The organism is Stutzerimonas sp. S1 (genome assembly GCF_025966695.1).
In the GTDB taxonomy this organism is placed as follows: domain Bacteria; phylum Pseudomonadota; class Gammaproteobacteria; order Pseudomonadales; family Pseudomonadaceae; genus Stutzerimonas.
In genome coordinates this window covers 143,045-168,382 of sequence record NZ_JAOEIY010000004.1, presented here as the reverse complement: position 1 = coordinate 168,382, position 25,338 = coordinate 143,045, and the positions used below count along the sequence as shown (strand labels likewise).

Below are 25,338 nucleotides of genomic sequence, written 5' to 3'. Positions count from 1 at the left end.
AACCTAAAGCGTAGCTTTGGGCCGTCCCTCTCGACGGAATTGTTAGGTGCGCCGTGGCTACTGTGCTCGTTTAATTGCATCAGCCAACTCCCATGCTTTGCTACTGAGCGCAGCGAACTTTTCATTCAACTCAATGTGCCCGGGTTTCCACTCAAAGACGCCATCTTTGCAGATCTGGCCGAGAATGACATCGTTAAGTGAGCCCATGCCGCCATATGCCGAAAGAAGGTGCTCGATACCCGAGTAGTCTGAGTTGAGCAGACGCATTCTTGCTTTTCGCATCCAACCGCACCAGTGGGCGTTTCCATCGCTTTCGAGAACGAAGGCGAGTTCAGCCAGTATGCCAATTAGTTCCTGAGTTTTCGGGCCCAAAGTAAAAGCACCTAACGTTTGGCTAAGGGGCGGCCGCGAGCGTAGCTTGCGGACGTCCAAGTGAGCGAAGCGAACGACTTGAGACAAGTGTTAGGTGCATACCTACTCGGTATAGGCTTTGATATAGAAATAATCTGCATTGCTGTCGGAACCAAAGAGTGAGATCGAACGCATTCCTTGAAGAGGCTCCCATCGCATTGTGAAGTCATTTTTGAAGGATGGGTTTTGAGCTTTTATGCCAATTGAGCCCAACGTGCCCTGGTTGAAGGGAAGCTTGTCGATGCCTTCAACGGTAATCCAGTCAGCCTTGCCTCTGATAAAGACAATTTCAGTCTCTGCTTTTTCATATGTGCACTTTCGGCCGTGTTTTGTACTTGTACACTCCGTTGGCTGGCCAAGCATCTCAGCTACTGCTGTTTCTGATTTTCCGATGATTCCGGGCACGTCAATAAGTCTGTCATTGGCGAGCAGTGCTGGTGATGAGAGGGCGGCGATTGCAATTAAGAGTGCTCTCATTCGGCGATTATCCTGTGTTGTACCTAACGTTTGGTTAAGGGGCGTGCTTTAGCCCGTCCCAGTGAGCGAAGCGAACGGTTTGAACCAGTTGTTAGGCGCGTTATCACTGGTGCTAGGTGTGGAGTATTTATTTTTTAGTGTGCATTGACTCTTGTGCAGCAATATAAGTTTTTGCGAAAACTTTAAGTCAAACTCCCCAGCCTTTACTTTTTGGCCAGTTCTCATGTGTTACCTCAAGTCGAGTCTTGATACCCTCAGCTAATGAATGGCAAAAATCCCGATATTCAGAGCGGCGCCAATGCCCAGATTTTGATTTAAATAAGGTGTAAGAAATTCTGACGTCGTATTCCGTAACCCAAACATTTTGAGGTGTAGATACATCTATGCTGTAAAGTCTTTGTAGTGAGAAGGGTTCGACCTCAAAAATGAAGTGAGGGTTTTTTAAAACAACCTTTGAGCCATTGGTTTGTACGGAGCTGTTAGGTGGCAATATTGAATATCCACCAAAGTCGTGAGCAACTTCAGGTGATATATCGAAGAATCTAAAATTAGAGTTGCGTAAAGCAACCCCCTCAAGAATAACGGCATCTTTGCCAGCATCGGATTTTTTTCTATATGTTTCAGTGTATGAAGACGGCGAAGAGTATTTCTTGGACTTCCAATCTCTGTAGTCGGATGCTAAGTAAGAAATTGCATTAATCTGAATGAGTTCAACTCCAACCTCTGGAGCATAATTTTTATCTAGGTCTGATTTCAGGTACGACAACGATCCGCTATCTTGATAGCGAAGAAGGCCACAATCGCCTCTGTGGTTGGGTGGAACCAAAAAGCTAAATAAATCTGCGTTATCCGATACGCAAATGTATGTATTAAATCCTGATTTAAAAGATTCTTCTTTTAGCTCGACAAAAACTGAGTACGCAAAAATAATAAATGCCCCGAGCATTGTCATCCAGCTAGCGGCTACTGATTTGACGCCAAAATTTGGGATAACTATTTTGACTAGTAGGGCGAGTAAGCAAATGAAAATAATTGATACGAGCAATACTTCAAGTGAAAGCTCGTATTCCATGATTTTTTTGAACATTTCATCCTCGCCAAGTAAGTTCAAGCATTCCGTATGGGTCAGGTTTAAATCGTATAAGTGGCGTAATTTATTATTATAGCTGGCTAGTCAATCTTTCATGCGCACATTTAGTTGCCTGAAGCGTCTAACGTTTGGTTAAGGGGCGGGCTTTAGCCCGTCCCAGTGAGCGAAGCGAGCGGTTTGAACCACTAGTTAGGTGCTTGACTGTGAATGTACCTGCTGCAAAAGAACATCCTCAGCTTTTGCGAGCTTTTCGAACAAAGTGTTAGCCGATTCTGACGCACTGCGTGGAACTTCAGGGCCCTGAATTAAAAACTTTCCGTGCGCTGCGAGCCCTAATGCACTAGATATGAGTTTCTTTGCCTCAGCGCCTAAAACCGCTCCGTGTTTTGACATGAATAAGCTAAGCAGCTTCTCAATATTTTTAAAATCGTGAGCGATTTCTTCACAAGCCTCATCCCAATCCATCTGCGGATGTGATAGTGGCGGCAAGATACTTCTAAGTAAATTTACGAACTCAGACGTTGCTTCAAATTCTCGCTCGAAAATGAATTCGGATTTTTTGAGTTTTATTTTGTAACTTTCAGTCTCTTGCGTGAGCTGCGTTCTAAGTGCTTCAAGGGCGCGTGTGTGATCAGCTTTTTCTTTTTCCATGAGCCTGTTCGCCCATACTTTTCCGAGCCAGTTAGAAAAGCCAAAGATTATTAGCGCTCCACCACCAAGAGAGCCAAGAACCGCACCGCTGACTCCTAAAATCTCAGTCAAGTTCACGTTTTAACTCCATATGGCACCTAACGGTTAAGCTAACAGGCGAGCAAAAGCGTAGCTTTTGCGAGTCCAGTGAGCGGGGCGAACGGTGTTGAGCGCATAGTTAGGTTTCACGACAGACTCCCAAATAAAGCGATTTTGGAAAGAATTTTTTCAAATTTTCGAAAACTTGCTTCTCCACATAAAGCCGATGGAAGCAGCAAGACGAAACCAAAAAGCGCGCCGATAAATGCTCCTATTCCAGACCCGACTAGCACCATGAATAAGCCGAAAGCCAAGAAGATAGCCCCAACTAATGCAAAGCCTCTTCGTGAGCGAGTTTGGTCTGGGTAGCGGTTGAGCATGTGATACCTAACGTTTGGTTAAGGGGCCGGCTTTAGCCGGTCCCGAGTGAGCGAAGCGAACGACTTGAACCAGTAGTTAGGTTTCACGTATACCTCGATGGTAGCTCGCCGCCAGATTTGATGGCCTCAAAAACAGTATTAGGGTTTGACTGGCACCAGTAGCGAAAGAATAGAGTACCGTTTGAGTTATTCCAAATTTGGCCCGCGGTAATATTTTGCTCTGTGATTAGCTTTGGCTCTGCCCACTGCTGCGCTACGACACCGACACAGCCTTTTCCGTAACCTTGGGTATCTATTAGCCAAGTTGCATTTCCGCCTGCAATTCCTGCTAGAGAGCAGGCTTTTTGAGCCAAATTTAAGACTTCAATTAAGGTTGTTTCAGCCGAGACTGATAAAAGCGCCATGTGCGACTGACAGTCGTCACCTGCACAGACACTATCACGGTCAACTTTTAGCTTGATTAGCGGCGCGGTCATTTGGAGTGGAACCTAACTATAAGTAGGCGACATAAGTGGCGTAAAAAACTACGCCACATATGTCGCATAAAATTCCTTGTCGCCTTGCAAGTCCTTGTCTAGCCTGAAAAACGCATCAGCAGATGCGACATGAATCAGGGAGCAACAGCGACATGGATATCAAGCCTAGGCTGCTCGACCAGGTGCGAGGGCAGATTCGATTGCGACACTATTCGATTCGTACCGAAGCTGTCTATTTGGAATGGATCAGGCGTTTCATTCGTTTTCATAAGTACCGACATCCACAGGATATGGGCGCGTCTGAGGTGGAGGCCTTTCTCAGTGATCTGGCAGTGCGCCGTGATGTTTCGGCGTTCACGCAGAACCAAGCGCCGTCGGCGATTCTGTTTCTGTACAAGCAGGTGTTGCAGATAGAGTTGCCGTGGCTGGAGGGTGTGATCAGGGCGAAGCGTTCGCAGCGGCTGCCGGTGGTGTTGACCCGGGAGGAGGTGGCGAGCGTGCTGGCGCAACTGGATGGCACGCTTTGGCTGGTGAGCAGCCTGCTATATGGCTCGGGTATGCGGTTGATGGAGGTGCTGCGCTTACGGGTCAAGGATGTGGAGTTTTCCCGCTTGGAGATCCTGATCCGCGACGGGGCAAAAGGACAGGTAACGATGTTACCGAGCAAGTTGGTGGCGCCCCTGCAGTTGCATCTGGAAAGGGTGAAGCAATTGCACAGGCAGGATCTGCTGGAAGGTTATGGCAAGGCCAACCTGCCCCATGCGCTGGCGCGCAAGTATCCGAATGCAGCGGCGGAGTGGGGCTGGCAGTTCGTGTTCCCGTCGATCAATCGTTCCGAGGACCCGCGCTCTGGCGGCATCTTCCGCCATCATCTGCACGAGAAGACCATCCAGCGAGCGATCCGTAACGCGGTGCGCCGGGTCGGCCTACATAAGCCAGCGACCCCGCACACGCTGCGCCACTGCTTTGCCACGCATTTGCTGGAGAGCGGCCAGGACATTCGCACGGTGCAGGAGCTGCTCGGCCATGCTGATGTGAAAACCACGCAGATCTACACCCATGTCCTCAATCGCGGTGGTCTGGCGGTGCTCAGCCCGCTCGACCGCCCATGAAAAAGCCCCGCATGGGCGGGGCTTCTTTGGCAGGCGCGGTGATCAGATCACTTCGGCCCAGAGGTCGTACTCGTCGGCGTTGGTGACGCGCACGCGTACCTTGTCGCCCGGCTGCAGCGGCTGTTCGCTGTCGACGTAGACCATGCCGTCGATCTCCGGGGCGTCGGCCCAGGAGCGGCCGATGGCGCCATCTTCGTCCACTTCGTCGATCAGCACGTCCATCTCGCGGCCGACTTTCAGCTGCAGGCGCGCTGCGCTGATGGCCTGCTGGTGGGCCATGAAGCGGTCCCAGCGGTCCTGCTTGATCTCGTCCGGTACCGGCTCCAGGCCCATGGCCTCGGCCGGTGCGCCGTCGACCGGCGAATACTGGAAGCAGCCGACGCGGTCGAGCTGAGCTTCGGTCAGCCAGTCGAGCAGGTATTGGAAGTCTTCTTCGGTCTCGCCGGGGAAGCCGACGATGAAGGTCGAGCGGATGGTCAGCTCGGGGCAGATCTCGCGCCACTTCTTGATGCGTGCCAAGGTCTTGTCCTCGAAGGCCGGGCGCTTCATGGCCTTGAGCACCTTCGGGCTGGCGTGCTGGAAGGGGATGTCCAGGTACGGCAGGATCTTGCCGGCGGCCATCAACGGGATCACGTCGTCGACGTTCGGGTACGGATAGACGTAGTGCAGGCGCACCCAGACGCCCATCTTGCCCAGCTCCTCGCACAGCTCGAGCATGCGCGTCTTCACCGGCCGGCCGTCCCAGAAATCCAGCTTGTACTTGAGGTCGACGCCGTAGGCGCTGGTGTCCTGGCTGATCACCAGGATCTCCTTCACGCCGGCCTTGACCAGGCGCTCGGCTTCGCTGAGTACGTCACCGGCCGGGCGGCTGACCAGCTTGCCGCGCATCGACGGGATGATGCAGAAGCTGCAGCTGTGGTTGCAGCCTTCGGAAATCTTCAGGTAGGCGTAGTGACGCGGGGTGAGCTTGATGCCCTGTGGCGGCACCAGATCGACGAAGGGGTCGTGCTCGATGCTCGGCGGCACCACTTCATGCACGGCGTTGACCACCTGCTCATATTGCTGCGGGCCGGTAACCGCCAGCACGCTGGGGTGCACGCCGCGGATGTTGTTCTCGTCCCCGCCCATGCAGCCGGTGACGATCACCTTGCCGTTCTCGGCGATGGCCTCGCCGATGGCGTCCAGCGATTCCGCCTTGGCGCTGTCGATGAAACCGCAGGTGTTCACCACCACCACATCGGCATCCTCGTAGGACGGCACGATCTGGTAACCCTCCATGCGCAGCTGGGTGAGGATGCGTTCGGAGTCGACGGTTGCCTTGGGGCACCCCAGGCTGACGAACCCGACTGTTGGCGTTTTGCTCATCGACTTTGAACCTCGAAAACCGCGCATGAAAAAGGCGCGCGAGTATACAGAGCTGGATGTTTTTTAGCCAGATAGTGTGGCGTGCGTGGTCGGTGTCGCCGCTGCCTGCCATCGTCACGGGTAACGATGGCAGGGTTGCAGAGGCGATTCACCGGCTGTCAGGAGCCGACGTCCAGCCTCAGGGCGTCGGGATACGCCGGGGCGGCATCCTGCAGATCCTGTTCGACGACCACCGCCGCGAGCGGGCGTCCGCCGTTGCGGTATTCGCTCGGGGTGCAGCCGACGAACTGCTTGAATGCACGGGCGAAGTACGACGGATCGCGAAAGCCCGCGTCATAGCCGATGGTGGTGATCGGCATCTGGGTGTTGTCCAGCCGATCCTTGGCGAACTCCAGGCGCTTTCCCAGCATGTATTCCAGGTAACAGACCCCGTGCACCTCCCTGAACAGGCGGCTGAAGCGCGAGGGCGTCAGGCCGCACAGCAGGGCCAGTTCCTTCTGGTCGAGGTTCTCGCAGAAGTGCTGGTCGATGTATTGGGTCGCACGAACCAGCAGCTGATGCTTCTGGTGGTCGACGGTCAGGCGGATGCTTGGTGGCAGCTCCGGGTAATGCTCGCTCAGCGCCCTGCGCGAGCCGACATTGCTGCTCTGGCGCAGCTCGTAAAGCCGCTCCAGCGCCTGGCGGTAGCGCTGCAGCTCGGCCGGCGACAGTGGCAGCGTGACGTACTCCCATACGCCAGAGCGCATCGCCCATACGGCCAGCTCCTCGGAATGCTGGACGGTGAACATGCTGATGGGGATGGAGGGCGCGGCGCGTTTGACCTGTTGCAGCTGGTTCAGGCCCAGCGCATCCGGGCGATCGAAATGCATGCAGATCATGTCGACGCGCCGGCTTCTGGTGCTATCGGTGAGGCTATGTGCTTGTACCAGGCGGCATTCGCTGAACGCCGTGAACTGGTTCATCAGTGCTTCGGTGCTGCGGTCGTGGGTTAGATCGACCCATAGGAGCAGGGGTCCCTGCGGCGAGTTAGACATCTTCACTAGCTCTGCTTTCTTACTTGTCCTTACGAACAGTATTGGCAAACGGCCACTATGGATAAGAACGGATTCTGCTAAGCAAGTGACGATATGGCCATTTGCCGTTATGAGGACGCTATTGACGCCAGAAGTCCGTCGCAGAGCCTTCCGTGGCAATCGGCAATTGAGTCCTAGCGATGCGCAATTGAGTCCTAACGCCGGAGCGGGTCGGCTGACTAGTGTTCACCTCAGCGGCGCATGGAGCGTTGCCAGCCGTTGAACAAACCACTCCTCAGTGAGGTGAGCGAAATGACCATTCAAACGATCAAGACTGCGGTGCTGAAGTTCGCGAAGGACGAAGACGGGCTGACCATCGTGGAGTACGCGGTGGCGGGAGGGCTGATTACGGCGGCTGTCGCGCTTGCATTTACCAATCTTGGTGCTGCCGTTCTTGCCAAGATCAACACGATTATCACGGCGCTTGGCGGAACTCCTGCGTCTTAAGCCTGGCCATTGCGATGACCGCTCAAGGCTGGCTCAGCGGGCTGTTGCTGCTCACGCTGTTGAGCTATGCGGTGGTCAGCGATGTACGCCACCACCGCATTCCCAACCTCCTGGTCCTGACGGGGCTGGCGCTGGGGCTGACCGGGCAGCTCTTCATGGGCGGTCTGGGCGGGCTGGGGCAGGGGATGCTGGGGGCGCTGATCGGCTTCGGCCTGTTCCTGCTGCTCTATGCGGCAGGTGGTATGGCCGCCGGTGATGTGAAGTTGATGGCCATGGTCGGGGCGTTTCTCACGCCGCAGCAGGCGCTGGCCGCCACGGCGGCGAGCCTGATGGCCGGCGGCCTCTGCGGGCTGGCCCTGGTGCTCTGGCATGGTCAGTTTCGGCAGACCCTGAGCCGCTACGGCGTGATGCTGCGCAGTCATAGCTACCTGGCGCCCGGCGCCGGGGAAGTCGCCGGTCAACCGTTTCCCTACGCCATCGCGATTCTTCTCGGAACGGCCGCCAGCGGCCTGTGGTTCCACGTCAATTCCTAGCGCGGGAGACCGCCATGTATGCAGTCAGCGATAGCGATGCCTACCCGAGCGAGCGCGAAGCGGTGCAGCGGCTGGCGCCGCAGCCACGCACTATCGCGGAGACCGGGCTGAGCGATCAGCTACTCGCCGATCTGCTGTGCAAGCACCTCCATGAAGGCGGCGCGCTGGATATGGTACGCCTGGTCGAGCGGCTGGCGCTGCCCGGCGCGGTGCTGGAGGAAGTGCTGGCCCTGCTGCGCAAGGATGGCCGTATCGAGGTGCTCGGCCAGCACAACGGCCAGGCCCTGCGTTACGGCCTGACCGAACGTGGCCGCAATGCCGCGCGCGATGCGCTGGAACGCAGCGGCTACATCGGCGCTGCGCCGTTTCCGGTCAGTACCTACCGTTCGCTGGTCAAGGTGCAGACGATCCACCACGCGCGGGTGAATGCCGAGAAGATGCGCTCGGCCTTCAGCGGTGTCGTGCTGGCCGACGACCTGCTCGACCAGCTTGGCGTGGCGGTCAATTCCGGCCGCGCCATCATGATCTACGGCCCTGCCGGCACCGGTAAGACCTACATCAGCGGGCGTCTGGTCCGCCTGTTCAGCGAAGCGATCTGGGTGCCCTATGCCATCGCGGTCAACGAGGCGGTGGTGGAGATCTACGATCCGCAGATTCACCAGCGGCTCGACGACCGCGACCAGTACAACAGCCTGCTGTTGAGCGAAGGTATCGATCGCCGCCTGCTGTGCTGCATGCGCCCGCTGGTGGTGTCCGGCGGCGAGCTGAGCATGGAGCAGCTGGACGTCCGCTACGACCCATTCAGCCGCCGCTACCTGGCGCCGCTACAGCTCAAGGCGAGTAACGGCCTGTTCATCATCGACGACCTCGGTCGCCAGCGCATGCCGCCGGCCGAGCTGTTCAATCGCTGGATTGTGCCGATGGAGGAGAAGCGCGACTTCCTCAACCTCGGCGGCGGGCAACAGTGCGTGCTGCCGTTCGACATGATTCTGGTGTTCTCCACCAACCTCAATCCGCTGGAGCTGGCCGACGAGGCCTTCCTGCGGCGGATCGGCTACAAGCTGCGCTTCAACTACCTCAAGCCGCTGGAATACGAACGCATCTGGCGTCAGGAGAGCGAGCGTCTGGGCATCGCCTTCGACCCGCTGCTGCTGCGCTACGTGCTGCGCGAGCTGTACGAGGCGGAAGGGATGCCGCTGGTGCCGTGTCACCCGCGTGACCTGCTGGGCATGGCGCTGGACCGGCAGCGCTACATGGAACGCAGCGGCCCGCTGACGTCCGACGACCTGCAATGGGCCTGGCGCAACTACTTCGTTCAGCTCGAATTTCTCGGATAAGGAGACACAGCCATGGGCTCTCGTACTCTCACGCTGATCGCGCTTTCCCTGCTGCTGGGGCTCGGTGCGGTCTGGATGGCCAACAACTGGCTGAGCGCGCGGCTTGATGCCGGGCCGGACGACAAGTCGCAGAACGTGGTGGTCGCCACCACCGAGATTCCCTTTGGGCAGATGGTCGAGGCGCAGCATGTGACTTTGGTGCGTATGCCCAAGGGCACGGTGCCGGACGATTCGTTCGATACCACCGAGGGCGTGATCGGCAAGATCGCCACCTTCGGCATGCTGCGCGGCGACGTGCTGCGTGGCGCGCGACTGGCCGAACACCTGGGTGGCAGCACGCTGGCGTCGCTGATCGCCACCGACAAGCGCGCGGTGTCGGTGCGCGTCGACGATGTGGTGGGGGTCGGCGGCTTCCTGCTGCCGGGCAACCGCGTCGATGTGTTGGCCACCAAGCGCAAGGGCAACGGTGACGAAGCCGAGGCCAAGACCATTCTCGAAGACCTGCGCGTGCTGGCCGTCGACCAGACCGCCAGCACCGACAAGACCCAGCCGGTCGTAGTGCGTGCGGTGACTCTGGAAATGAGCTCCGAGGAAGCCGAAAAGCTGGTCAAGGCCATGACCGAAGGCCGCCTGCAACTGGCGCTGCGCAATCCCCTGGATAACCAGAAAAAAACCGTGGCGGCACCGCCTCCGGCCCCGGTCGCCGCGGCGCCGAAGCCAGTGGTGCGCCGCCGTGCGCCGGCGGATGTCGGCGTGACGATCATCCGCGGCACCCAGGTGAACGTGACCAACGTGGGCCGGTAAGACGACGCGCGGCCACGACGGCCTGACACGCAAGGAGATGGACATGAAGAACATGCGCAGAGTGGGGGCCATGGCCCTGGTGCTGGGAACCCTGACGTTGCTGTCCGGGTTGGCGGCGGCCGCCGAGGCGAAACCGGCGATCCTTGCCACGCCAGCGGCCAATATCAGCGATGTCCAGGTGCCGATCTACAAGTCGCGGGTGCTCACCACGCGCACCGCGGTCAAGCGCATCTCGGTGGGCAACCCGGAAATTGCCGACATCCTCATCACCAGCCCGACGCAGCTTTATCTGCTCGGTCGTTCGCTGGGCAGCACCAACGTGCTGCTGTGGGACAGCAGCAATCGCCTGATCGACAGCCTCGATCTGGAGGTGGTGCACGACCTCAGCGGCCTGAAAAGCAAGCTGCATCAGGTGCTGCCCAACGAGCCCATCGAGGTATTCAGCGCCCAGGGTGCACTGGTGCTGCGTGGGCAGGTCAGCAGCGCCGCGGTGATGGACAGCGCGCTGAAGCTGGCCCGCAGCTACACCGAGCAGGCGACTGGCGATGCCAAGAAGCAGGGCGCGAGTCCCGTGGCGCAGCAGTCGTCGCAGGAGCCGCTGCAGCTGATCAACCTGCTCAGCATCGGCGGCAGCCAGCAGGTGATGCTGGAAGTGAAGGTTGCCGAGATGCAGCGCAACCTGTTCAAGAACCTCAACGTGCGCTTCAACGCACTGGACTTCGGCTCGTCCGGGCGCTGGTCGGGCGGCGGTTTCAACAACGGTCAGGGGCTGGGCTTCGACGACGACGGTTTCGTCAATCCGACCACACTGTTCGGCGATGGCACCGGCATCTTCGGCCAGTTCCTCTCCGACAACTTCCTCTTCAACGTGGTGCTCGAGGCGGCCAAGGACAATGGTTCGGCCAAGGTGCTTGCCGAACCGACGCTGACCACCCTGACCGGGCAGCAGGCGGAGTTCATCTCCGGTGGCGAGTTCCCGGTGCCGATCACCGAGGATGACGGCATCACCATCGAGTTCAAGGAATTCGGCGTCGGGGTCAAGTTCCTCCCGGTGGTGCTCGATTCCGGGCGGATCAACCTGAACCTCAACGTGTCGGTCAGCGAACTTTCCAATGCCAACTCGCTGGTGCTGGACACCGGGCTGGAAAGCATCCTCGGCAACGGCGTCAACCAGGTCATTCCGTCGCTGACCAAGCGTAGCGCGCAGTCCACCGTCGAACTGGGTAACGGCCAGACCATCGCCATCGCCGGCCTGATCAGCGAGAACACCCGCGACTTCGTCAGCCGTTTCCCCGGTTTGGGTGACGTACCGGTGCTGGGGCAGCTGTTCCGCAGCCAGCAGTTCATCCACGGCGAAACCGAACTGGTGATCCTGGTGACGCCGCACCTGGCGCAGCCGGTGGACGCCAAGACGGTGCGCCTGCCCACCGAGCATTTCGTCGAGCCCAGCGATGCGGCGTTCTACCTGCTCGGCAAGACCAAGGGCCGCGGCGTCGACCGTGCAGTGCCAGTGAGCCTGGGCATCAGCGAAGGCCGCTTCGGCCACGACCTCAAGTAAGCGGAGTCGCCATCATGAAAATCCTGCCCTATGCCTGCCTGTTCACCCTGCTGGCTGGCTGCATTCCGTACCAGGAAGGTCGCGTCGGCCCGCTTGGCAGCACGGTCAACGCGACGCTGTACCAGCAGATCGCCGACAAGAATGTCGCTGCCAATCCTGGCACGGCACTCTCGCCGGTCGGCACCGATGGCCCGCTGACCGAGCAGGTCATCGACAGCTATCGCGGTGTTACTGGTGATGCGCAGCAGGTCGCGCAGCCGATTCAGATCAACGTGGGCAACTGAGGTCCGCGCCATGAACGCCTCCCGCATGGTTCGTCCGCTCCCGCAGCGTCAGCGTGGCTCGGTCATGGTGCTGATCGTCGTGGCGCTGGCGTCGATGCTGCTGATGGCGGCGCTGGCGCTGGACGGCAGCCACATGCTGGTCAACAAGACGCGCCTGCAGAACGCGGTGGACGCCGCAGCCCTGAGTGGCGCCAAGACCTTGCAGCAGGTCATGGGCTCGGGCAATGCCAGCAGCCTGGCGCAGGACGCGGCGCGGGCGACATTCCGCCTCAACGCCCAGGCGGCCGGCAACGGCGAACTGGCCGCCGCGCTGGGCGACAACCTCAGCGGCCTGGTGCGCGTCGACCTGGCGGCCAGCGTCTACGGGCCGTTCTCCTTCCCGGGACCGGTGGATGCACGCTACGTGCGGGTCAGCGTTGCCGATCTGCCGCTGGCGGGCTTCTTCTGGGGCATGCTGCAAGCGTTCGGCAGCGCGGTGGACAAGGAGGTGGCGGCGATCGCCACCGCCGGGCCGAGTCCGACCAGCCCGTGCAACATCGCGCCGCTGATGGTGTGTGGCAATCCCGGTCAGCATGACCCGGACGACGGGCTGTTCTGGGGTTATCGCTTCGGCGATCTGGAAGTACTCAAGGGCGCGGCCGGCAATGACCCGGTCATCGGGCCGGGCAATTTCCAGCTGATTCGCCTGGGCGACAACAGCGGCGGCGCGGATGTGCGCGAGGCGCTGGCCGGCGGCATCGATCAGTGCAACAGCGTCGGCGAGACGGTGGAAACCGAGCCGGGCAACACCGTCGGCCCGGTCTCGCAGGGCTTCAACACGCGCTTCGGCCAGTACGCCGGTGCGCTGTCCAACGGTGCCGATGAATATCCGCCGGACCTCGTCACCGATTTCACCGCGCCGCGGATGACCTACAACGACAGCACGGGGCAGGCCGAGTATCAGGGCGAGGTGGTCAGTTCCAACGGCGGCAATCTCTCCACCGCCAGCACCGCGCTGCTCGACTACAACGACTGGCATCAGCGCGTGGCCGACTGTCCCAATGGCTGCCGCGCGGACGGTGTGTTCGAGCGGCGCATCCTGAAGATCGTGCTGGGCAATTGCACCGGCAGTTCCGGTGGCCAGACCTCCGTTCCGGTGCTGGGCTTCGGCTGCTTCTTTCTGGTCCAGCCGCTGCCCACCGGGGGCGGCAACGACGCGCAGATCTTCGGCCAGTTCGTCAGTGATTGCGAAGGTGACAACGTGCCGGACAGCAACCCGGTGAACGACAGCGGCCCGCAGATCATCCAGCTGTACAAGACCTATATCGACAACAACCGGACGCCGAGCAGCGATTCGTAGGAGGCGGCCATGAACAGCCAGGGACTTTGGGCAAAGGCACGACAGCGGGGGCTGGCGATGGTGGAACTGGCCATCGCCTTGCCGTTGCTGTTGTTGCTGCTGCTGGCGATCGGCGAGGTCGGCCGCTTGCTGTTCCAGTACAACAGCCTGCTGCAGGCCAGCCGTGACGCCAGCCGCTTCGTCGCCGGGCAGGCCTGGAATCGCACGCTGGGGCGGATCGAACTGACCGCCGAGCTGCAGCAGCAGGCGCGTGCGCTGGCGGTGTATGGAGTGCCAGTCGTACAGGATGGCCGCGAGCCGCTGGTGACCGGGCTGAGCACATCCCAGGTGACGGTCAGTGCGCTGGGTAGCGATCACGTGCAGGTCAGCATCAGCTATCCGTTCCAGCCATTGTTCGGCGGTGGCATTCCGAACTTCGGCGCTGGCGGTGCCTCGCTGAGCTTTCCCCTGGTCGCAACCACCGTGATGAGGGCGCTGTGATGAACGCGAAACGCATGCGTGGCGTGTACGTGGTGGAGTTCGCCCTCGTCGGGCTGCTGCTGTTCATCGTGCTGTTCGGCGTATTGGAGATGGGCCGGCTGTTCTTCACCGTCAACGCGCTCAACGAAACGGTGCGCCGCGGTGCGCGCCTGGCGGCGGTGTGCGAGATCCACGAGCCACGCATCCTGCGCCGGGCGATCTTCAACGCCGCCGAGGACAGCGGTACCAGCAGCCTGATCGCCAACCTGGAAACCGCTGACCTGACACTGGTTTATCTGGATGACAGTGGTACGCCGATCGCCAACCCCGCACAGGCGGGTGCCACAGGGTTCAGCGCGATCCGCTACGTCCAGCTGCGCGTGGAGAACTTCACGTTCGACCCGCTTATTCCTGGCCTGAGGGGCGTGATCACGCTGCCGCCTTTCACCTCGACGTTGCCGCGCGAAAGCCTCGGCCGTCATGCCGAATCCGATGCAGTTCCGGAGATTACCCCATGCTGAATACCCTCGAGATTCCCAGCGCTGTCACGGTCGGGCGACAGGGCCTGCGGCTGCTGATCAGCGGCCGCGATGCTGGCGAACTGACCCGGTTGAAGGCGCAGGCCCAGCAGCTGCCTGGGGTGCAGGTCACTACCCGGCTGGTGAGCAACGGGCATACCGATCCGCTGTACGGCCTGGAGCAGATGCCCGACATGCTCCTGCTACACGTCAGCCATCTGTGGCGCGAGGAGCTCGCCGCATTGCTGCAGCATCCGCTGCAGCAGCGTCCGCCGTTGCTGGTCTGCGGTCCGCAGGATGACCGCGACTGCATGCGTCTGGCGATGCAGGCCGGTGCACGGGATTTCCTGCCGGAGCCGTTAGTGGAGCAGGAGCTGCTTGCCGCCATCGGACGAGTCGCACTGGAGGCTCGCGACGGCCAGATCACCGGCGGTCAGGTGATCGCCATCATGAATGCCAAGGGCGGCTCGGGTGCAACCATGCTGGCTTGCAATCTGGCCCACAGTCTCAGCGCCTTTGGCCGCCGTACGCTGCTGCTGGACCTGGACCTGCAGTTCGGCAGCGTCGCCCATTGTCTGGATATGCACCCGACCCACAGCCACATGGAAGTGCTGCAACGCATCGATGATCTGGACGCCGTCGCGCTGCACGGCTTCTGCAGCCACTTCAGTCCGACGCTCGATGTGCTCGGTGGGCGCACCGGTGAACTGTGCCTGACCCAGGACGTGCAGCTGGAACAGCTCGAGGCGCTGCTGCGGCTGGCGCGCACGAGCTACGACTGGGTTGTGGTTGACCTGCCGCGGCAGATCGACCACCTCACCGGCATCACCCTGGAGCAGGCCGATCACGTTTATGTGGTGCTGCAGCAATCGCTCAGCCACCTCAAGGATGCCGTGCGCCTGGTGCGCATCATGCGCGACGACCTCGGCATTCGCGGTGACCGCCTGCAGATGGTGGTCAATCGCTACGACAAGACTGCACCGGTCAGCCTCAAGGACATAGCCGACGCCCTGCATTGCGGAGAGCCGCAGCGGCTGCCCAACGATTACGCGGTGATCAACGAAAGCCAGAACACCGGCGTGCCGCTGGGCCTGCATGCGCCACGGGCGGCGCTGACGCAGGGTATTCGGCAGATGGCCCAGGAGCTGCTCGGTAACGAAGTCGCCGAACCGAGCCTGATCAAGCGCACCTTCGGCCGACTATTCAGGGGATGACCATGCTCAGCGAACTGCGTAACCGCCTGCAGGCAGGCAAACGCGTCCCGGCCAAGCAGCCGGTTCCCGGCCCCAGTCCCGAGCGGGCGGAGACCGGCATGGCGTGGGAGGCGCCGGTGGTCGAGACACTCTACGAGACCCGCAGCCAGCTCAGTTCGACCGACGCCGAATGGCGGGAAAAGATCTACCAGCAGCTGCTCAAGGTCATGGACCTGTCGCTGCTCGATTCGCTGGAGCCGGCGGACGCGGTGTGGCAGATCCGCGAGATCTGCCAGCGCCTGCTCGACGAGCACGCGGCGCCGGTCAGTACGTCCGGCCGCCAGCTGATCATCAAGCAGATCACCGACGAGGTGCTGGGCCTCGGGCCGCTGGAACCACTGCTGGCCGACAGCACGGTGTCGGACATCCTGGTCAACGGTCATGCCTCGGTCTACGTCGAGCGCCACGGCAAGCTGCAGCGCACTGACGTGCGCTTTCGCGATGACCGGCATCTGCTGAACATCATCGACCGCATCGTTTCGACCCTTGGTCGGCGCATCGACGAATCCTCGCCGCTGGTGGATGCGCGTCTGAAGGATGGTTCGCGGGTCAACGCGATCATCCCGCCGCTGGCCATCGACGGGCCGAGCCTGTCGATTCGCCGCTTCGCGGTGGACCTGCTGAATGCCGAGAGTCTGATCCAGATGGGCACCCTGACGCCGGCCATCGCCCTGGTGCTCAAGGCCATCGTGCGCGGGCGGATGAACGTGCTGGTGTCCGGCGGCACCGGCACCGGCAAGACCACCATGCTCAACGTGCTGTCGAGCTTCATCCCGCACAACGAACGCATCGTGACCATCGAGGACTCCGCTGAGCTACAGCTGCAGCAGCCTCACGTGGTGCGCCTGGAAACGCGTCCGGCCAACATCGAGGGGCGCGGCGAGGTCAATCAGCGCGAGCTGGTGCGCAACAGCCTGCGTATGCGCCCTGACCGTATCGTCATCGGCGAGGTGCGCGGCCCGGAAGCGCTGGACATGCTGGCGGCGATGAACACCGGCCATGACGGCTCGATCACCACCATCCACGCCAACACCCCGCGCGATGCGCTGAGCCGCATCGAGAATATGGTGTCGATGAGTGGCGCGACGTTCCCGATCAAGGCCTTGCGTCAGCAGATCGCCTCGGCCATCGACGTGGTCATCCAGCTCGAACGCCAGGAAGACGGCAAGCGGCGGCTGGTCAGCGTGCAGGAGATCAACGGCATGGAGGGCGAAATCATCACCATGACCGAGATCTTCACCTTCGAGCGTCGTGGCATCGGCGAGCACGGCGAGGTGCTTGGTGATTACCGCGCGACGGGCATGGTGCCGAGCTTCCGTGACGTGCTGGCCAAGCGCGGTATCGAGCTGCCGCTGGAGCTGTTCCGGCCGGACTGGATGGAGGGCATGCAGCCATGAACCAGGTGCCCACCGAGTTCATCCTGATCTTCCTCGGCATGATCTTCGTCGCGGTATTCCTGCTCAGCCAGGGGCTGACGGTGCCGGTATTCGGCGAAGCGGGGCGGATGCGCAAGCGCATTCGCACGCGCCTGCACCTGCTCGAACAGGCCAACGATCTGCCGAACATGCAGACCCTGTTGCGGCAGAAGTACCTGACGCGCCTGTCACCGCTGGAGGCGGCACTGGAGCAGCTGCCGCTGATGGACAAGCTGGCGCAGATGATCGAGCAGAGCGGCCACGACTACCGTGCCTACCGGGTGGTGCTGCTGGGCGCCGTGCTGGCCGTGCTGGTAGCGATTGCCAGCTGGCTGCTGCTGCATCTGTGGTGGCTGGCGCCGCTGCTGGGGTTTCTGGCGTTCTGGCTGCCGATCCTGAAGATCAGTAGCGACCGCGGCAAACGCTTTGCCGAGTTCGAGGAGGGGCTGGCCGATGCGCTGGATTCGATGTGCCGCGCGCTGCGCGCAGGCCATCCGTTCAACGAGACGCTGCGGCTGGTGGCCGAGGAGCAGAAGGGGGCGGTAGCCCATGAGTTCGGCCTGACTTTTGCCGACATCAACTACGGCAATGACGTGCGTCGGGCCATGCTCGGCCTGTTGGAGCGGGTGCCGAGCATGACGGTGATGATGCTGGTGACCAGCATCCTCATCCACCGCGAAACCGGCGGCAACCTGACCGAAGTGCTGGAGCGCCTGAGCCGGCTGATCCGCGGGCGCTTCCGCTTCCAGCGCAAGGTCCGGACGCTGTCGGCGGAGGGCCGCATGTCGGCCTGGGTGCTGATCTCCGTACCGTTCGTGCTGGCGGCGGGAATCATGCTGACCACACCGGAATACCTGCCGTTGCTGATCAACGAGCCGATCGGGCAGAAACTCAGTCTGGGTGCGTTCGGCGCCATGCTGGTGGGCATCTTCTGGATTCGCCGGATCATTCGTATCCAGGTTTGAGCGGGGGCGCAGTCATGGACTATCTGTACGGTCTGGTTCGTAGCGTGGTCGCCGATGAGCAGTTGGTGCGGCTGATCTTTCTGGCGGCGGTTGCGTTGAGCGTGGTGCTGGCGGTAGCCACCACGACGGTGCTGGTGATGGGGCTGCAGGATCCGATGCGCCGCCGCCTGGCGCTGATCAAACGCGCTGGCCAGCATGGCGGTGAGCTAGGCGTCGGTGAGCCGCCGCGGGGCAACCTGCACGTGTTGCTGGAGCAGGTTGGCCAGCGCTTCGTCAGCAAGGAGGGCGAGCAGCTGTCCGGTACCCAGGCGCTGTTGCTGCACGCCGGCTACCGCTCGGCGTCGGCGGTGCAGATGTACTGGGCGATCCGCCTGCTGCTGCCGCTGGTGCTGCTGGCCGCAACCGTACTGCTGCTGCCGCTGGTGACGCTGCCTTCGCTGTCGACCGGCCTGATGGCAGCCGGGATTGCGGTGGGCCTGGGCTGGTTGGCGCCGGCAGTGTTCGTCGAGAAGCGCAAGAACGCCCGGCAGACCCGCCTGCGCGGTGCCTTTCCCGATGCGCTCGACCTGATGGTGGTTTGCGTGGAGTCGGGCCTGGCGCTGCCGCAGGCAATCGAACGGGTTGCCGAGGAGATGGCGGTGAGCCAGGCCGAGCTGGCCGAGGAGCTGGCGATGGTGAACGCCGAGATTCGCGCCGGGATATCCAGCGCGGTGGCCCTGGCGCACCTGGCCGAACGTACCGGACTGGAGGACATGCGCGGGCTGGTCAGCCTGCTGGCGCAGAGCATCCGCTTCGGAACCAGCGTGGCCGACACCCTGCGCATCTATGCCGACGAGTTTCGTGATCGCCGGACCCAGGCGGCTGAAGAACAGGCCGCCAAGATCGGCACCAAGTTGGTATTTCCGCTGATTTTCTGCCTGTGGCCGAGCTTTTTCCTGGTCGCCATTGGCCCCGCCTTGATCGGCGTACTCAAAGCGTTCGGGAGACTCTGAAATGAGAAGAATCACGCTGCTGCTGGCACTGCCGATCATCCTTACCGGCTGCCAGTCCATGGGCCCGGAGCCAGGCGAGGGGCGTTCCATCTATTCCGGTAACAATTCGGTGCTGTATCGGGCACGTCAGCAGGCCGGTTCGCTGGAGCAGGCGCTACAGCTTGCCGACATGGCTTATCAGGCGGGGGATCTGGATCAGGCGCTGTTCCAGTACCTGCGCGCGCTGGAGCTGGAGCCCAAGCAGTATTCCGCGCTGGTCTGGGTGGGACGGATTCACCGCGAACGCGGCAACATCCAGCTCGCCGAACTGGCGTTCGACGACGTGCTGCGCAAGGCGCCCGATGACCTCGATGCGCTGGCCGAGATGGGCATGTTGCAACTGGCCAAGCGTGACCAGGACCGGGCGCGCCAGCTGCTCGACCGGGCCATGCTGCTGGACCAGCAGCGGCTCGGTGGCGCGCCGCTTACCGCGCTGCCAGCGGTGGACGCGCTCAAGGTGGACCGGCAGTCGCCGGTGCGGCTCTACAACGCCCTGGGCGTACTGGCCGACCTGAACAACGACTTTGCGCAGGCCGAGCGATACTACCGGCTGGCCTTGCAGATCGAGCCGCGCTCGGTGCTGGTGCAGAACAGCCTTGGTTATTCCTACTACATGGCTGGCCATTGGCAGGAAGCCGAGCACGTGTTTCGTCGCGCGCTCGATCGCAACACCGCTTACGCGCCGCTGTGGCGCAACTACGGCTTGCTGATGGCGCGCACACAGCGCTACGAGGAGGCGCTGTCGGCCTTCGAGCAGATCGGCTCGCGCGCCCAGGCCAGCAACGATGTCGGCTACATCTGTCTGGTAGAGGGCAAGCTGGACGAGGCCGAGCAGTTCTTCCGCAGCGCGCTGGAGCAGTCGCCGTCGCACTATGCCACTGCCTGGGACAACCTCGAGCGTGTGCGCCAGCTGCGCAAGGTCCGTCAGCTGGGCGTTGGTCATGTGCAGCCTGAAGCAGTCGCTGCGGCATCGGCCGAGGTCAAGGTATTCGCGGTGCCTTAAGTGTTTCGCGTCAGCGATTGAGCGTTGCTGCCACTACCGTTTCGCTGGTGCGTCGCGCCCGTGGCAGGTAGCGCTTGAGCGCCAGCGCCGGCGCTTCGATCAGATGCCACGACAACATGGCGGCGCACAGGCTGGCAGCGAAACCCAGCGCCATGAATGGCAGGAGCGGCAGGCTGCCGCCGCTCCAGTACATGATCAGCTGCTGGAGCGGGAAGCTGAAGATGTAGATGCCGTAGGAGAAATCCCCGGCCTTGCCGAAGCCCGAGAGCCGCGGAATCTTCAGGTGCGCCAGGTAGATCACCAGATAGGGCAGCGTCAGTGCATGCAGCAGCGGCCAGTATTCGGTGCGCGCACCGACCAGGTTGGCGACCAGCAGCAGCACGGCGGCCTTCCATGTCCAGGGGATGTGCTTGCGGTACAGATACAGCACGACCCCGGAATAGAAGAACACGCCCAAGCGGGTGAACTTGCGCAGCAGATCGCTCTGCAGATCGAACGTCGGCATCAGGTAGAAGTGTGTGCCGATCAGCAGGGCGAGCCCGAGCAGGGCGGTGCTGCGGCCGAACAGCTTCAACACGCCGAGCAGCAGGACCGAGACATACATCATCACCTCGTAAGGCAGCGTCCACACCGAGCCGTTGACCGTGTCAGGAAACGGGTTGTCGACGAACACGCCGGGCAGGTGGAACTGGGTCAGCAGCGCGATATTGCTCAGGTAGCGCAGCGTCTGGCCGTCGCTCCAGTACTCGTCGAGCGGCCAGCGCGTCGCCAGCGGCCCGACCACCAGCACGGTCAGCAGAATGGCGATGCACAGCGCCGGGAAGATGCGTAAGGCGCGCTTGCCGAAGAACTCGATCGGGTTGCGACTGTTGAGCCAGGACGCGGCGATCAGGAAACCGCTCATCACGAAGAACACGTGTACGGCGATGTCCGCCGTGTCGTAGCTGCCGGTAAGCAGGCGTAGCGGTTCGGTCGCGCCGCGGCCGGACAGCCAGAAACTGTGGCCGAACACGACTGCCGAGGCGGCCAGGAAGCGCAGGAAGTCGAAGTTGTTTTCACGCGGGTCGGGGGATTCGCTCATCGCAAGCAACCTATCGATCAGGATGGACGTCGGCCGGGACGTTGCCGCATCACTGCAGCGGAAATGCTTTGCTCATGCCGAGCGCGCTGGTTTCGCCGTCGCGAATCGCCTGTTCGATCAGGCGCAGACGCTCCGGCGTATTGCGACGGCGGGCAATGTGCCGCAGCAGGTATAAAAAGATTCTGCGGTTGAGGCGAAACAGCCACGGCGATCCGGCCCAGACGTGGGTGTCGAACCAGGCCTGGTTGCGCGCGGTGTAGTACGCGCGGAAGTCGGAGTTGCCGAGCAGGAAGGCCTCATAGATGTTGCGGGTATGCGCCTTGATGTTCCACGACAGCTCCAGCTCGTCGATCAGCGCATCGGTCAGCAGGTACAGCTTGCCGCCATCCTCGGTGATGCGACGGGTGTATTCGGTGTCGTCGGCATACAGCACCAGTTCACGCAGCGGCACGCCGATGCGCTCGTAGAGGCTGCGATGGGCGAGCATGCCGCCGTAGGGCGCGAACGGCAGGCTGATGCGCTGGGGCGGTGTGCCGGTCGGCTTGCCCCAGGGCAGGCGGCGCCAGAGTTTGTACGGCAGCTGGGCGATGTGAAAGCCGAAGTAGCTCGAACGTGGCTGGATGGCGAAGCAGGCCGGCACGCCCTGGGCGATGTCGGCCTGCTGCGTCGGGCGAAATCCCAGCACCGCGACCCGCGCCACTCCGTGCTGGCGGCCCAGCACTTCCAGCTCGCGATGCAGGATGTCCACCGCGGCCGGTGTCGGTGCGTTGTCATCATCCATCATCCAGATGTACTCGGCCCCCCCGCGCAAGGCGGCTTCGATGCCCACTGCATAGCCATTGGCCGAGCCGCTGTTGTGCGGCAGGGCGATCAGTTCGACCTGCTCCGGCCAGCGTTCGACCAGGGTATGCAGCGGGGCGGTGGCGGCATTGCTCACCACGACTACCCGGCCGATCTGCGCGAACGCCAGAGCACGTTCGACCAGTTGGCGCAGGTAGCCCAGCCGGTCGCCATAGGTCACGGTCACAATCGTGGTACTGCGCTTCATCGTTATCTCGCAAGGCTGCCAACACCGCGCTGACGGGCGCGAACAAGCGCGCCGCCGACACGGTTTCCGGCAGTGTTGATGTAGGGGCTGTGCCACCGGCCAGGTGTGGGCCCGGCGCTCAGGCTTTATCCGGGGCGAGCAGGGGCGCCATGTCGCTTGGCTCTGCCGTAGCCTCGTGGTCCGCGTCGTTGGGGCAGAACATCGCGTGGAAGATGGCGATGAACCCTTCCTTCGGGTCTGTCCCGTCCGTGTCTGGCGCGGGAATGATTTCGGTATAGGAATAGCCATCGGCGAGGATCAGCGAGCGTCGGGTCTTGCCTTCGCGATGCATGGTGTCTCTCCTGCGCGGGTACTGCGCACTGTCGTTCAGAATGAGTAGCGGCGTTCGTCCACGGCTCTGGGTAGCGCACGACCGGATGCCGGCTCGGCGATGACATGCCCTTGATAGAGGCGCGGTGCCGCAGTAGCGGGGCGAGTTACAGGCGCTGTACAGGCCGGTTGCGCCGGCGGCGTGGCCGGCCGCCCGTAGACGACGATGTCGGGGCTGCTGGTCGGCCGGCAAAGCGGTTGTGCTTGCTCCGCGTGGACTGCCTCGCCGGTCAGAAATACGAAGCCGAGGGTGCAGCCGGTTTTCATCCAGTTCTTTACGGTGTTCATCCTTGAAGTCTCCGAGGGTGAGTGGATCGAACCTGCTCAGGCGTGCTTGGCCGAGTACAGCGGCTGTGCGGTCGAGCGGCTTTGCAGGGCCATTTGGCCGTCGTGGAGCGACACTTCCCGTATCCGCGCCTCGACGAAGGCTTTCATCTCCTGCTTGAAGCGCTCGCCGCCAAAGCGTTCGGCGTTCTTCCGGCAGTTTGTTGCGCTGATCCGCGGTCGCTGGGTTTCGAAGCTGTGTACCGCTGCGACGATCGAATCGATGCTCTGTTCGGGGTAGAACACCCCGGTGGGTTTTTCATGTTCCAGCCCGCGGACGGTTTCCAGCACGCCGCCGCGGGCGAAGGCGATGACCGGCGTACCGCAGGCCTGCGCCTCGATCGGGGCGATGCCGAAATCCTCTTCGGCGGCGAAGACGAAGGCCTTGGCGCGCTGCATGTGCTGGCGCAGCACCGCGTCGTTCTGATAGCCCATGAGGGTGACATTGGGGCCGGCAGCCGCGCGGGCCTTCTCCATTTCCGGCCCGGTGCCGATCACCACCAGGCGCTTGTCCGGCATCGCCGCGAAGGCTTCGATGATCAAGGGAATCTTCTTGTAGGGGACCATGCGCGAGGCCGTCAGGTAGAAGTCTTCCTTGGCTTCGTGCAGGGTGAACTTGCTGGTATCCACCGGCGGATAGATCACTGTGGACTGGCGCCGGTAGCTCTTGTTGATGCGCTTGGCGATGAAGTAGGAGTTGGCGATGAACTCGTCGACGCCACTGGCGGTGCGCTGGTCCCACATGCGCATGTAGTGCAGCAGCATGCGCGCCAGCTTGGCCTTCATGCCGCGGTCCAGGCTGGCATCGTGCAGGTACTGGTGCTGCAGGTCCCAGGCGTAGCGGATCGGCGAATGCACGTAGCTGATGTGCAGCTGGTTGGGGCCGGTGAGCACGCCCTTGGCCACCGCATGGCTGCTGGAAATCACCAGGTCATACGGCGACATGTCGAGCTGCTCGATGGCCAGCGGCATCAGCGGCAGGTACTTCTGGTAGGCGGTGCGCGCCTTGGGCAGCTGCTGGATGAAGGTGGTGGTCGCGCGTTTGCCGCCCAGTCGGGCGCGGTCTTCATCGGACAGGAAGTCGATCACGGCAAACAGATCGGCTTCCGGCCAGGTGTCGCATAGCGCGGCGAGTACCCGTTCGGCCCCGGCGTAGGTCACCAGCCAGTCGTGAACGATGGCGATTTTCATGGGGTCACCTCAAAAATTGGATGTGCGCGGCGGCAGGTCGCGGCAGCGATGGATGCAGTGCGGTAGCGGCAGTAGAAAAGGGGTCCGAGTGCTGGCGCGGCTAGCGGCGGCCGGGAGTCCAGCTGGCAAGCGCGGGCTGTTTGCGTTTGCCGACCAGCGTGCGATCGATCAGGCGGGACACCACCTTTGCCGATGTTTCCCAGGAGTAGCGCGCCACGTTGGCCTGGCCGCGCTTGCGCAGGTCGCTGCGCAGGCTGGCGTCCTGCAGCACGCGGCTCATGCATTGCGCGATCGAGTTGATATCCATCGGGTCGAAGTACAGCGCGCTTTCGCCGAGCACCTCGGGAATCGAGGCGGCACGCGCAGCGATCACCGGGCAGCCGCAGGCTTGCGCTTCCAGCGGCGGAATGCCGAAGCCCTCGTACAGCGAGGGGAACACGAATGCCCGGGCGCCCTGATACTCCTCCAGCAGTTCGTCATCGCTGAGGCGGCCGAGCATGCGGATGCGCTGGTTGCCGTTGACGCTGTAGTTGCCGGCGGAGAACACCGAGTGGGTATTGCCGACGATTCGCAGTTCGACATCGTCGAAACCTTCCAGGCTGAGAAATGCCTTGACCATCCGTTCGAAGTTCTTGTGTGCGTTGGGCGAGGACACGGCCAACAGATAGGGCTGCGCGGCGCCCTGGCAGGCGCTGGCGCAGAACGGTCGGAACCGTGGTGACACCGCGTTCGGCACGACGCAGATGTTGTGAGCCGGGTATCCGTAGTACTGCGAGATTTCACTCCGCGAGAATTCGCTGACGGTGATCAGTGCCCTGATGCGCTTGAGCAGCAATGGCGTCATGGTCCGGTAGAAACCCCGGAACAGCCGCGAATAGCTTTCCGGGTGACGTACGTAGGTGATGTCGTGATGGGTTGCGATCTGGTTGCAGTAGGCCAACGGACCCGTGTTGCACAGCGAAACCAGTGGCGGGTTGCCGTGGCGTGCCAGCCACAGTGGCAGGTCCAGTTGCTCCCAAAGGTGGCCGCGGTTGCGGCCGATACGACGCACGTTCAGTTGCTTGGCGCTTTCACGCAGATGGAGGTCATGTGGCGCAACGAACAGCAGATCGTCGCGCAGTTTTCCCAGTTCGAGGCACACTTGCTCGGCAAAGCGCTGCACCCCGCGAATATCCTGGGACAGAAAACGAGCGTTGATCACGATCATGGGATTCTACTCCTGTAGCGGCCTGCATGCGGGTGCAAGCCTTGGTTCGGTCCTGTTAC

At 61.7% G+C, this 25,338-nt stretch carries 29 protein-coding genes; 15 read left to right on the top strand and 14 right to left on the bottom strand.

All coding sequences use genetic code 11. From position 1 onward, the window contains the following. Positions 1-57 precede the first annotated feature (57 nt). The 6 genes from N8H22_RS09980 to N8H22_RS09955 all read right to left on the bottom strand — a co-directional run bounded on the left by N8H22_RS09980 (position 58) and on the right by N8H22_RS09955 (position 3,563). Positions 58-267 carry a hypothetical protein gene (locus tag N8H22_RS09980; protein WP_264590352.1) on the bottom strand — a complete coding sequence of 70 codons (210 nt, stop codon included), beginning with the start codon at positions 265-267 and terminating at the stop codon, positions 58-60. A gap of 207 nt (positions 268-474) precedes the next feature. After that, positions 475-888, bottom strand: a complete 414-nt coding sequence (locus N8H22_RS09975) for a hypothetical protein (protein WP_264590351.1) — start codon at positions 886-888, stop codon at positions 475-477. 187 nt (positions 889-1,075) lie between these two features. Continuing rightward, positions 1,076-1,975 carry a hypothetical protein gene (locus N8H22_RS09970; protein ID WP_264590350.1) on the bottom strand — a complete coding sequence of 300 codons (900 nt, stop codon included), beginning with the start codon at positions 1,973-1,975 and terminating at the stop codon, positions 1,076-1,078. 192 nt (positions 1,976-2,167) lie between these two features. Then, the gene (locus N8H22_RS09965) at positions 2,168-2,746 is read right to left on the bottom strand and encodes a hypothetical protein (RefSeq protein WP_264590349.1); all 579 of its coding nucleotides are present in this window, start codon (positions 2,744-2,746) and stop codon (positions 2,168-2,170) included. A 107-nt stretch (positions 2,747-2,853) separates the two neighbouring features. Next, positions 2,854-3,087 (bottom strand): hypothetical protein, encoded by a 234-nt coding sequence (locus N8H22_RS09960; protein WP_264590348.1) that lies wholly within the window; start codon positions 3,085-3,087, stop codon positions 2,854-2,856. A gap of 83 nt (positions 3,088-3,170) precedes the next feature. Beyond that, entirely contained in the window at positions 3,171-3,563 is a 393-nt protein-coding gene (locus N8H22_RS09955; protein WP_264590347.1) for a hypothetical protein, read from the bottom strand. Positions 3,564-3,715: 152 nt separating this feature from the next. On the opposite strand from N8H22_RS09955, the gene N8H22_RS09950 reads away from it, so the two are divergent. After that, on the top strand, positions 3,716-4,675 hold the full coding sequence (locus N8H22_RS09950; RefSeq protein ID WP_264590346.1) for an integron integrase: 960 nt from the start codon (positions 3,716-3,718) through the stop codon (positions 4,673-4,675). A gap of 42 nt (positions 4,676-4,717) precedes the next feature. On the opposite strand, the gene rimO is transcribed toward N8H22_RS09950, so the two are convergent. Beyond that, positions 4,718-6,040, bottom strand: a complete 1,323-nt coding sequence (gene rimO, locus N8H22_RS09945; RefSeq protein WP_264590345.1) for a 30S ribosomal protein S12 methylthiotransferase RimO — start codon at positions 6,038-6,040, stop codon at positions 4,718-4,720. 158 nt (positions 6,041-6,198) lie between these two features. Further along, complete coding sequence (locus N8H22_RS09940; RefSeq protein ID WP_264590344.1) at positions 6,199-7,074, bottom strand: AraC family transcriptional regulator; 876 nt, start codon at positions 7,072-7,074, stop codon at positions 6,199-6,201. A gap of 291 nt (positions 7,075-7,365) precedes the next feature. Between N8H22_RS09940 and N8H22_RS09935 the strand changes: the two genes are divergently transcribed. Genes N8H22_RS09935 through N8H22_RS09870 form a run of 14 tightly spaced genes read left to right on the top strand, consistent with a single transcriptional unit; the run spans position 7,366 to position 20,059 of the window. Continuing rightward, a complete protein-coding gene (locus N8H22_RS09935; protein WP_264590343.1) occupies positions 7,366-7,560 on the top strand; it encodes a Flp family type IVb pilin in 195 nt (64 codons plus the stop codon). 14 nt (positions 7,561-7,574) lie between these two features. Then, on the top strand, positions 7,575-8,093 hold the full coding sequence (locus tag N8H22_RS09930; RefSeq protein ID WP_264590342.1) for an A24 family peptidase: 519 nt from the start codon (positions 7,575-7,577) through the stop codon (positions 8,091-8,093). A gap of 14 nt (positions 8,094-8,107) precedes the next feature. Next, positions 8,108-9,430: an AAA family ATPase gene (locus N8H22_RS09925; RefSeq protein ID WP_264590341.1), complete on the top strand. Its 1,323-nt coding sequence runs from the start codon at positions 8,108-8,110 to the stop codon at positions 9,428-9,430. A 12-nt stretch (positions 9,431-9,442) separates the two neighbouring features. Next, positions 9,443-10,234 carry a Flp pilus assembly protein CpaB gene (gene cpaB / locus N8H22_RS09920; RefSeq protein ID WP_264590340.1) on the top strand — a complete coding sequence of 264 codons (792 nt, stop codon included), beginning with the start codon at positions 9,443-9,445 and terminating at the stop codon, positions 10,232-10,234. Positions 10,235-10,277: 43 nt separating this feature from the next. Then, on the top strand, positions 10,278-11,792 hold the full coding sequence (locus N8H22_RS09915) for a type II and III secretion system protein family protein (RefSeq protein ID WP_264590339.1): 1,515 nt from the start codon (positions 10,278-10,280) through the stop codon (positions 11,790-11,792). A 14-nt stretch (positions 11,793-11,806) separates the two neighbouring features. Beyond that, positions 11,807-12,076, top strand: a complete 270-nt coding sequence (locus N8H22_RS09910) for a hypothetical protein (protein WP_264590338.1) — start codon at positions 11,807-11,809, stop codon at positions 12,074-12,076. 10 nt (positions 12,077-12,086) lie between these two features. Then, complete coding sequence (locus tag N8H22_RS09905; RefSeq protein ID WP_264590337.1) at positions 12,087-13,415, top strand: TadE/TadG family type IV pilus assembly protein; 1,329 nt, start codon at positions 12,087-12,089, stop codon at positions 13,413-13,415. 9 nt (positions 13,416-13,424) lie between these two features. Beyond that, positions 13,425-13,895, top strand: a complete 471-nt coding sequence (locus tag N8H22_RS09900; RefSeq protein ID WP_264590336.1) for a TadE/TadG family type IV pilus assembly protein — start codon at positions 13,425-13,427, stop codon at positions 13,893-13,895. Further along, positions 13,895-14,395: a TadE family protein gene (locus tag N8H22_RS09895; protein WP_264590335.1), complete on the top strand. Its 501-nt coding sequence runs from the start codon at positions 13,895-13,897 to the stop codon at positions 14,393-14,395. The genes N8H22_RS09900 and N8H22_RS09895 overlap by 1 nt, the downstream gene beginning before the upstream one ends. Beyond that, positions 14,389-15,606, top strand: a complete 1,218-nt coding sequence (locus tag N8H22_RS09890; protein WP_264590334.1) for an AAA family ATPase — start codon at positions 14,389-14,391, stop codon at positions 15,604-15,606. Before N8H22_RS09895 ends, N8H22_RS09890 begins: the two co-directional genes overlap by 7 nt. A gap of 2 nt (positions 15,607-15,608) precedes the next feature. After that, the gene (locus tag N8H22_RS09885) at positions 15,609-17,042 is read left to right on the top strand and encodes a CpaF family protein (RefSeq protein WP_264590333.1); all 1,434 of its coding nucleotides are present in this window, start codon (positions 15,609-15,611) and stop codon (positions 17,040-17,042) included. Continuing rightward, positions 17,039-18,025: a type II secretion system F family protein gene (locus N8H22_RS09880; RefSeq protein ID WP_264590332.1), complete on the top strand. Its 987-nt coding sequence runs from the start codon at positions 17,039-17,041 to the stop codon at positions 18,023-18,025. Before N8H22_RS09885 ends, N8H22_RS09880 begins: the two co-directional genes overlap by 4 nt. Before the next feature lie 14 nt (positions 18,026-18,039). Continuing rightward, entirely contained in the window at positions 18,040-19,017 is a 978-nt protein-coding gene (locus N8H22_RS09875; RefSeq protein WP_264590331.1) for a type II secretion system F family protein, read from the top strand. Position 19,018: 1 nt separating this feature from the next. After that, positions 19,019-20,059, top strand: a complete 1,041-nt coding sequence (locus N8H22_RS09870; protein ID WP_264590330.1) for a tetratricopeptide repeat protein — start codon at positions 19,019-19,021, stop codon at positions 20,057-20,059. A 10-nt stretch (positions 20,060-20,069) separates the two neighbouring features. On the opposite strand, the gene N8H22_RS09865 is transcribed toward N8H22_RS09870, so the two are convergent. From N8H22_RS09865 to N8H22_RS09840, 6 genes are all read right to left on the bottom strand, one after another. Next, positions 20,070-21,140, bottom strand: a complete 1,071-nt coding sequence (locus N8H22_RS09865; RefSeq protein WP_264590329.1) for an acyltransferase — start codon at positions 21,138-21,140, stop codon at positions 20,070-20,072. A gap of 49 nt (positions 21,141-21,189) precedes the next feature. Then, positions 21,190-22,188 (bottom strand): glycosyltransferase, encoded by a 999-nt coding sequence (locus N8H22_RS09860; RefSeq protein WP_264590328.1) that lies wholly within the window; start codon positions 22,186-22,188, stop codon positions 21,190-21,192. 118 nt (positions 22,189-22,306) lie between these two features. Next, on the bottom strand, positions 22,307-22,519 hold the full coding sequence (locus N8H22_RS09855) for a hypothetical protein (protein ID WP_264590327.1): 213 nt from the start codon (positions 22,517-22,519) through the stop codon (positions 22,307-22,309). A 35-nt stretch (positions 22,520-22,554) separates the two neighbouring features. Beyond that, a complete protein-coding gene (locus N8H22_RS09850; RefSeq protein ID WP_264590326.1) occupies positions 22,555-22,845 on the bottom strand; it encodes a hypothetical protein in 291 nt (96 codons plus the stop codon). Between the two features lie 36 nt (positions 22,846-22,881). Then, complete coding sequence (locus tag N8H22_RS09845) at positions 22,882-24,072, bottom strand: glycosyltransferase family 4 protein (RefSeq protein ID WP_264590325.1); 1,191 nt, start codon at positions 24,070-24,072, stop codon at positions 22,882-22,884. A gap of 100 nt (positions 24,073-24,172) precedes the next feature. Then, positions 24,173-25,279 (bottom strand): glycosyltransferase family 1 protein, encoded by a 1,107-nt coding sequence (locus N8H22_RS09840; protein WP_264590324.1) that lies wholly within the window; start codon positions 25,277-25,279, stop codon positions 24,173-24,175. Positions 25,280-25,338: the final 59 nt, after the last annotated feature.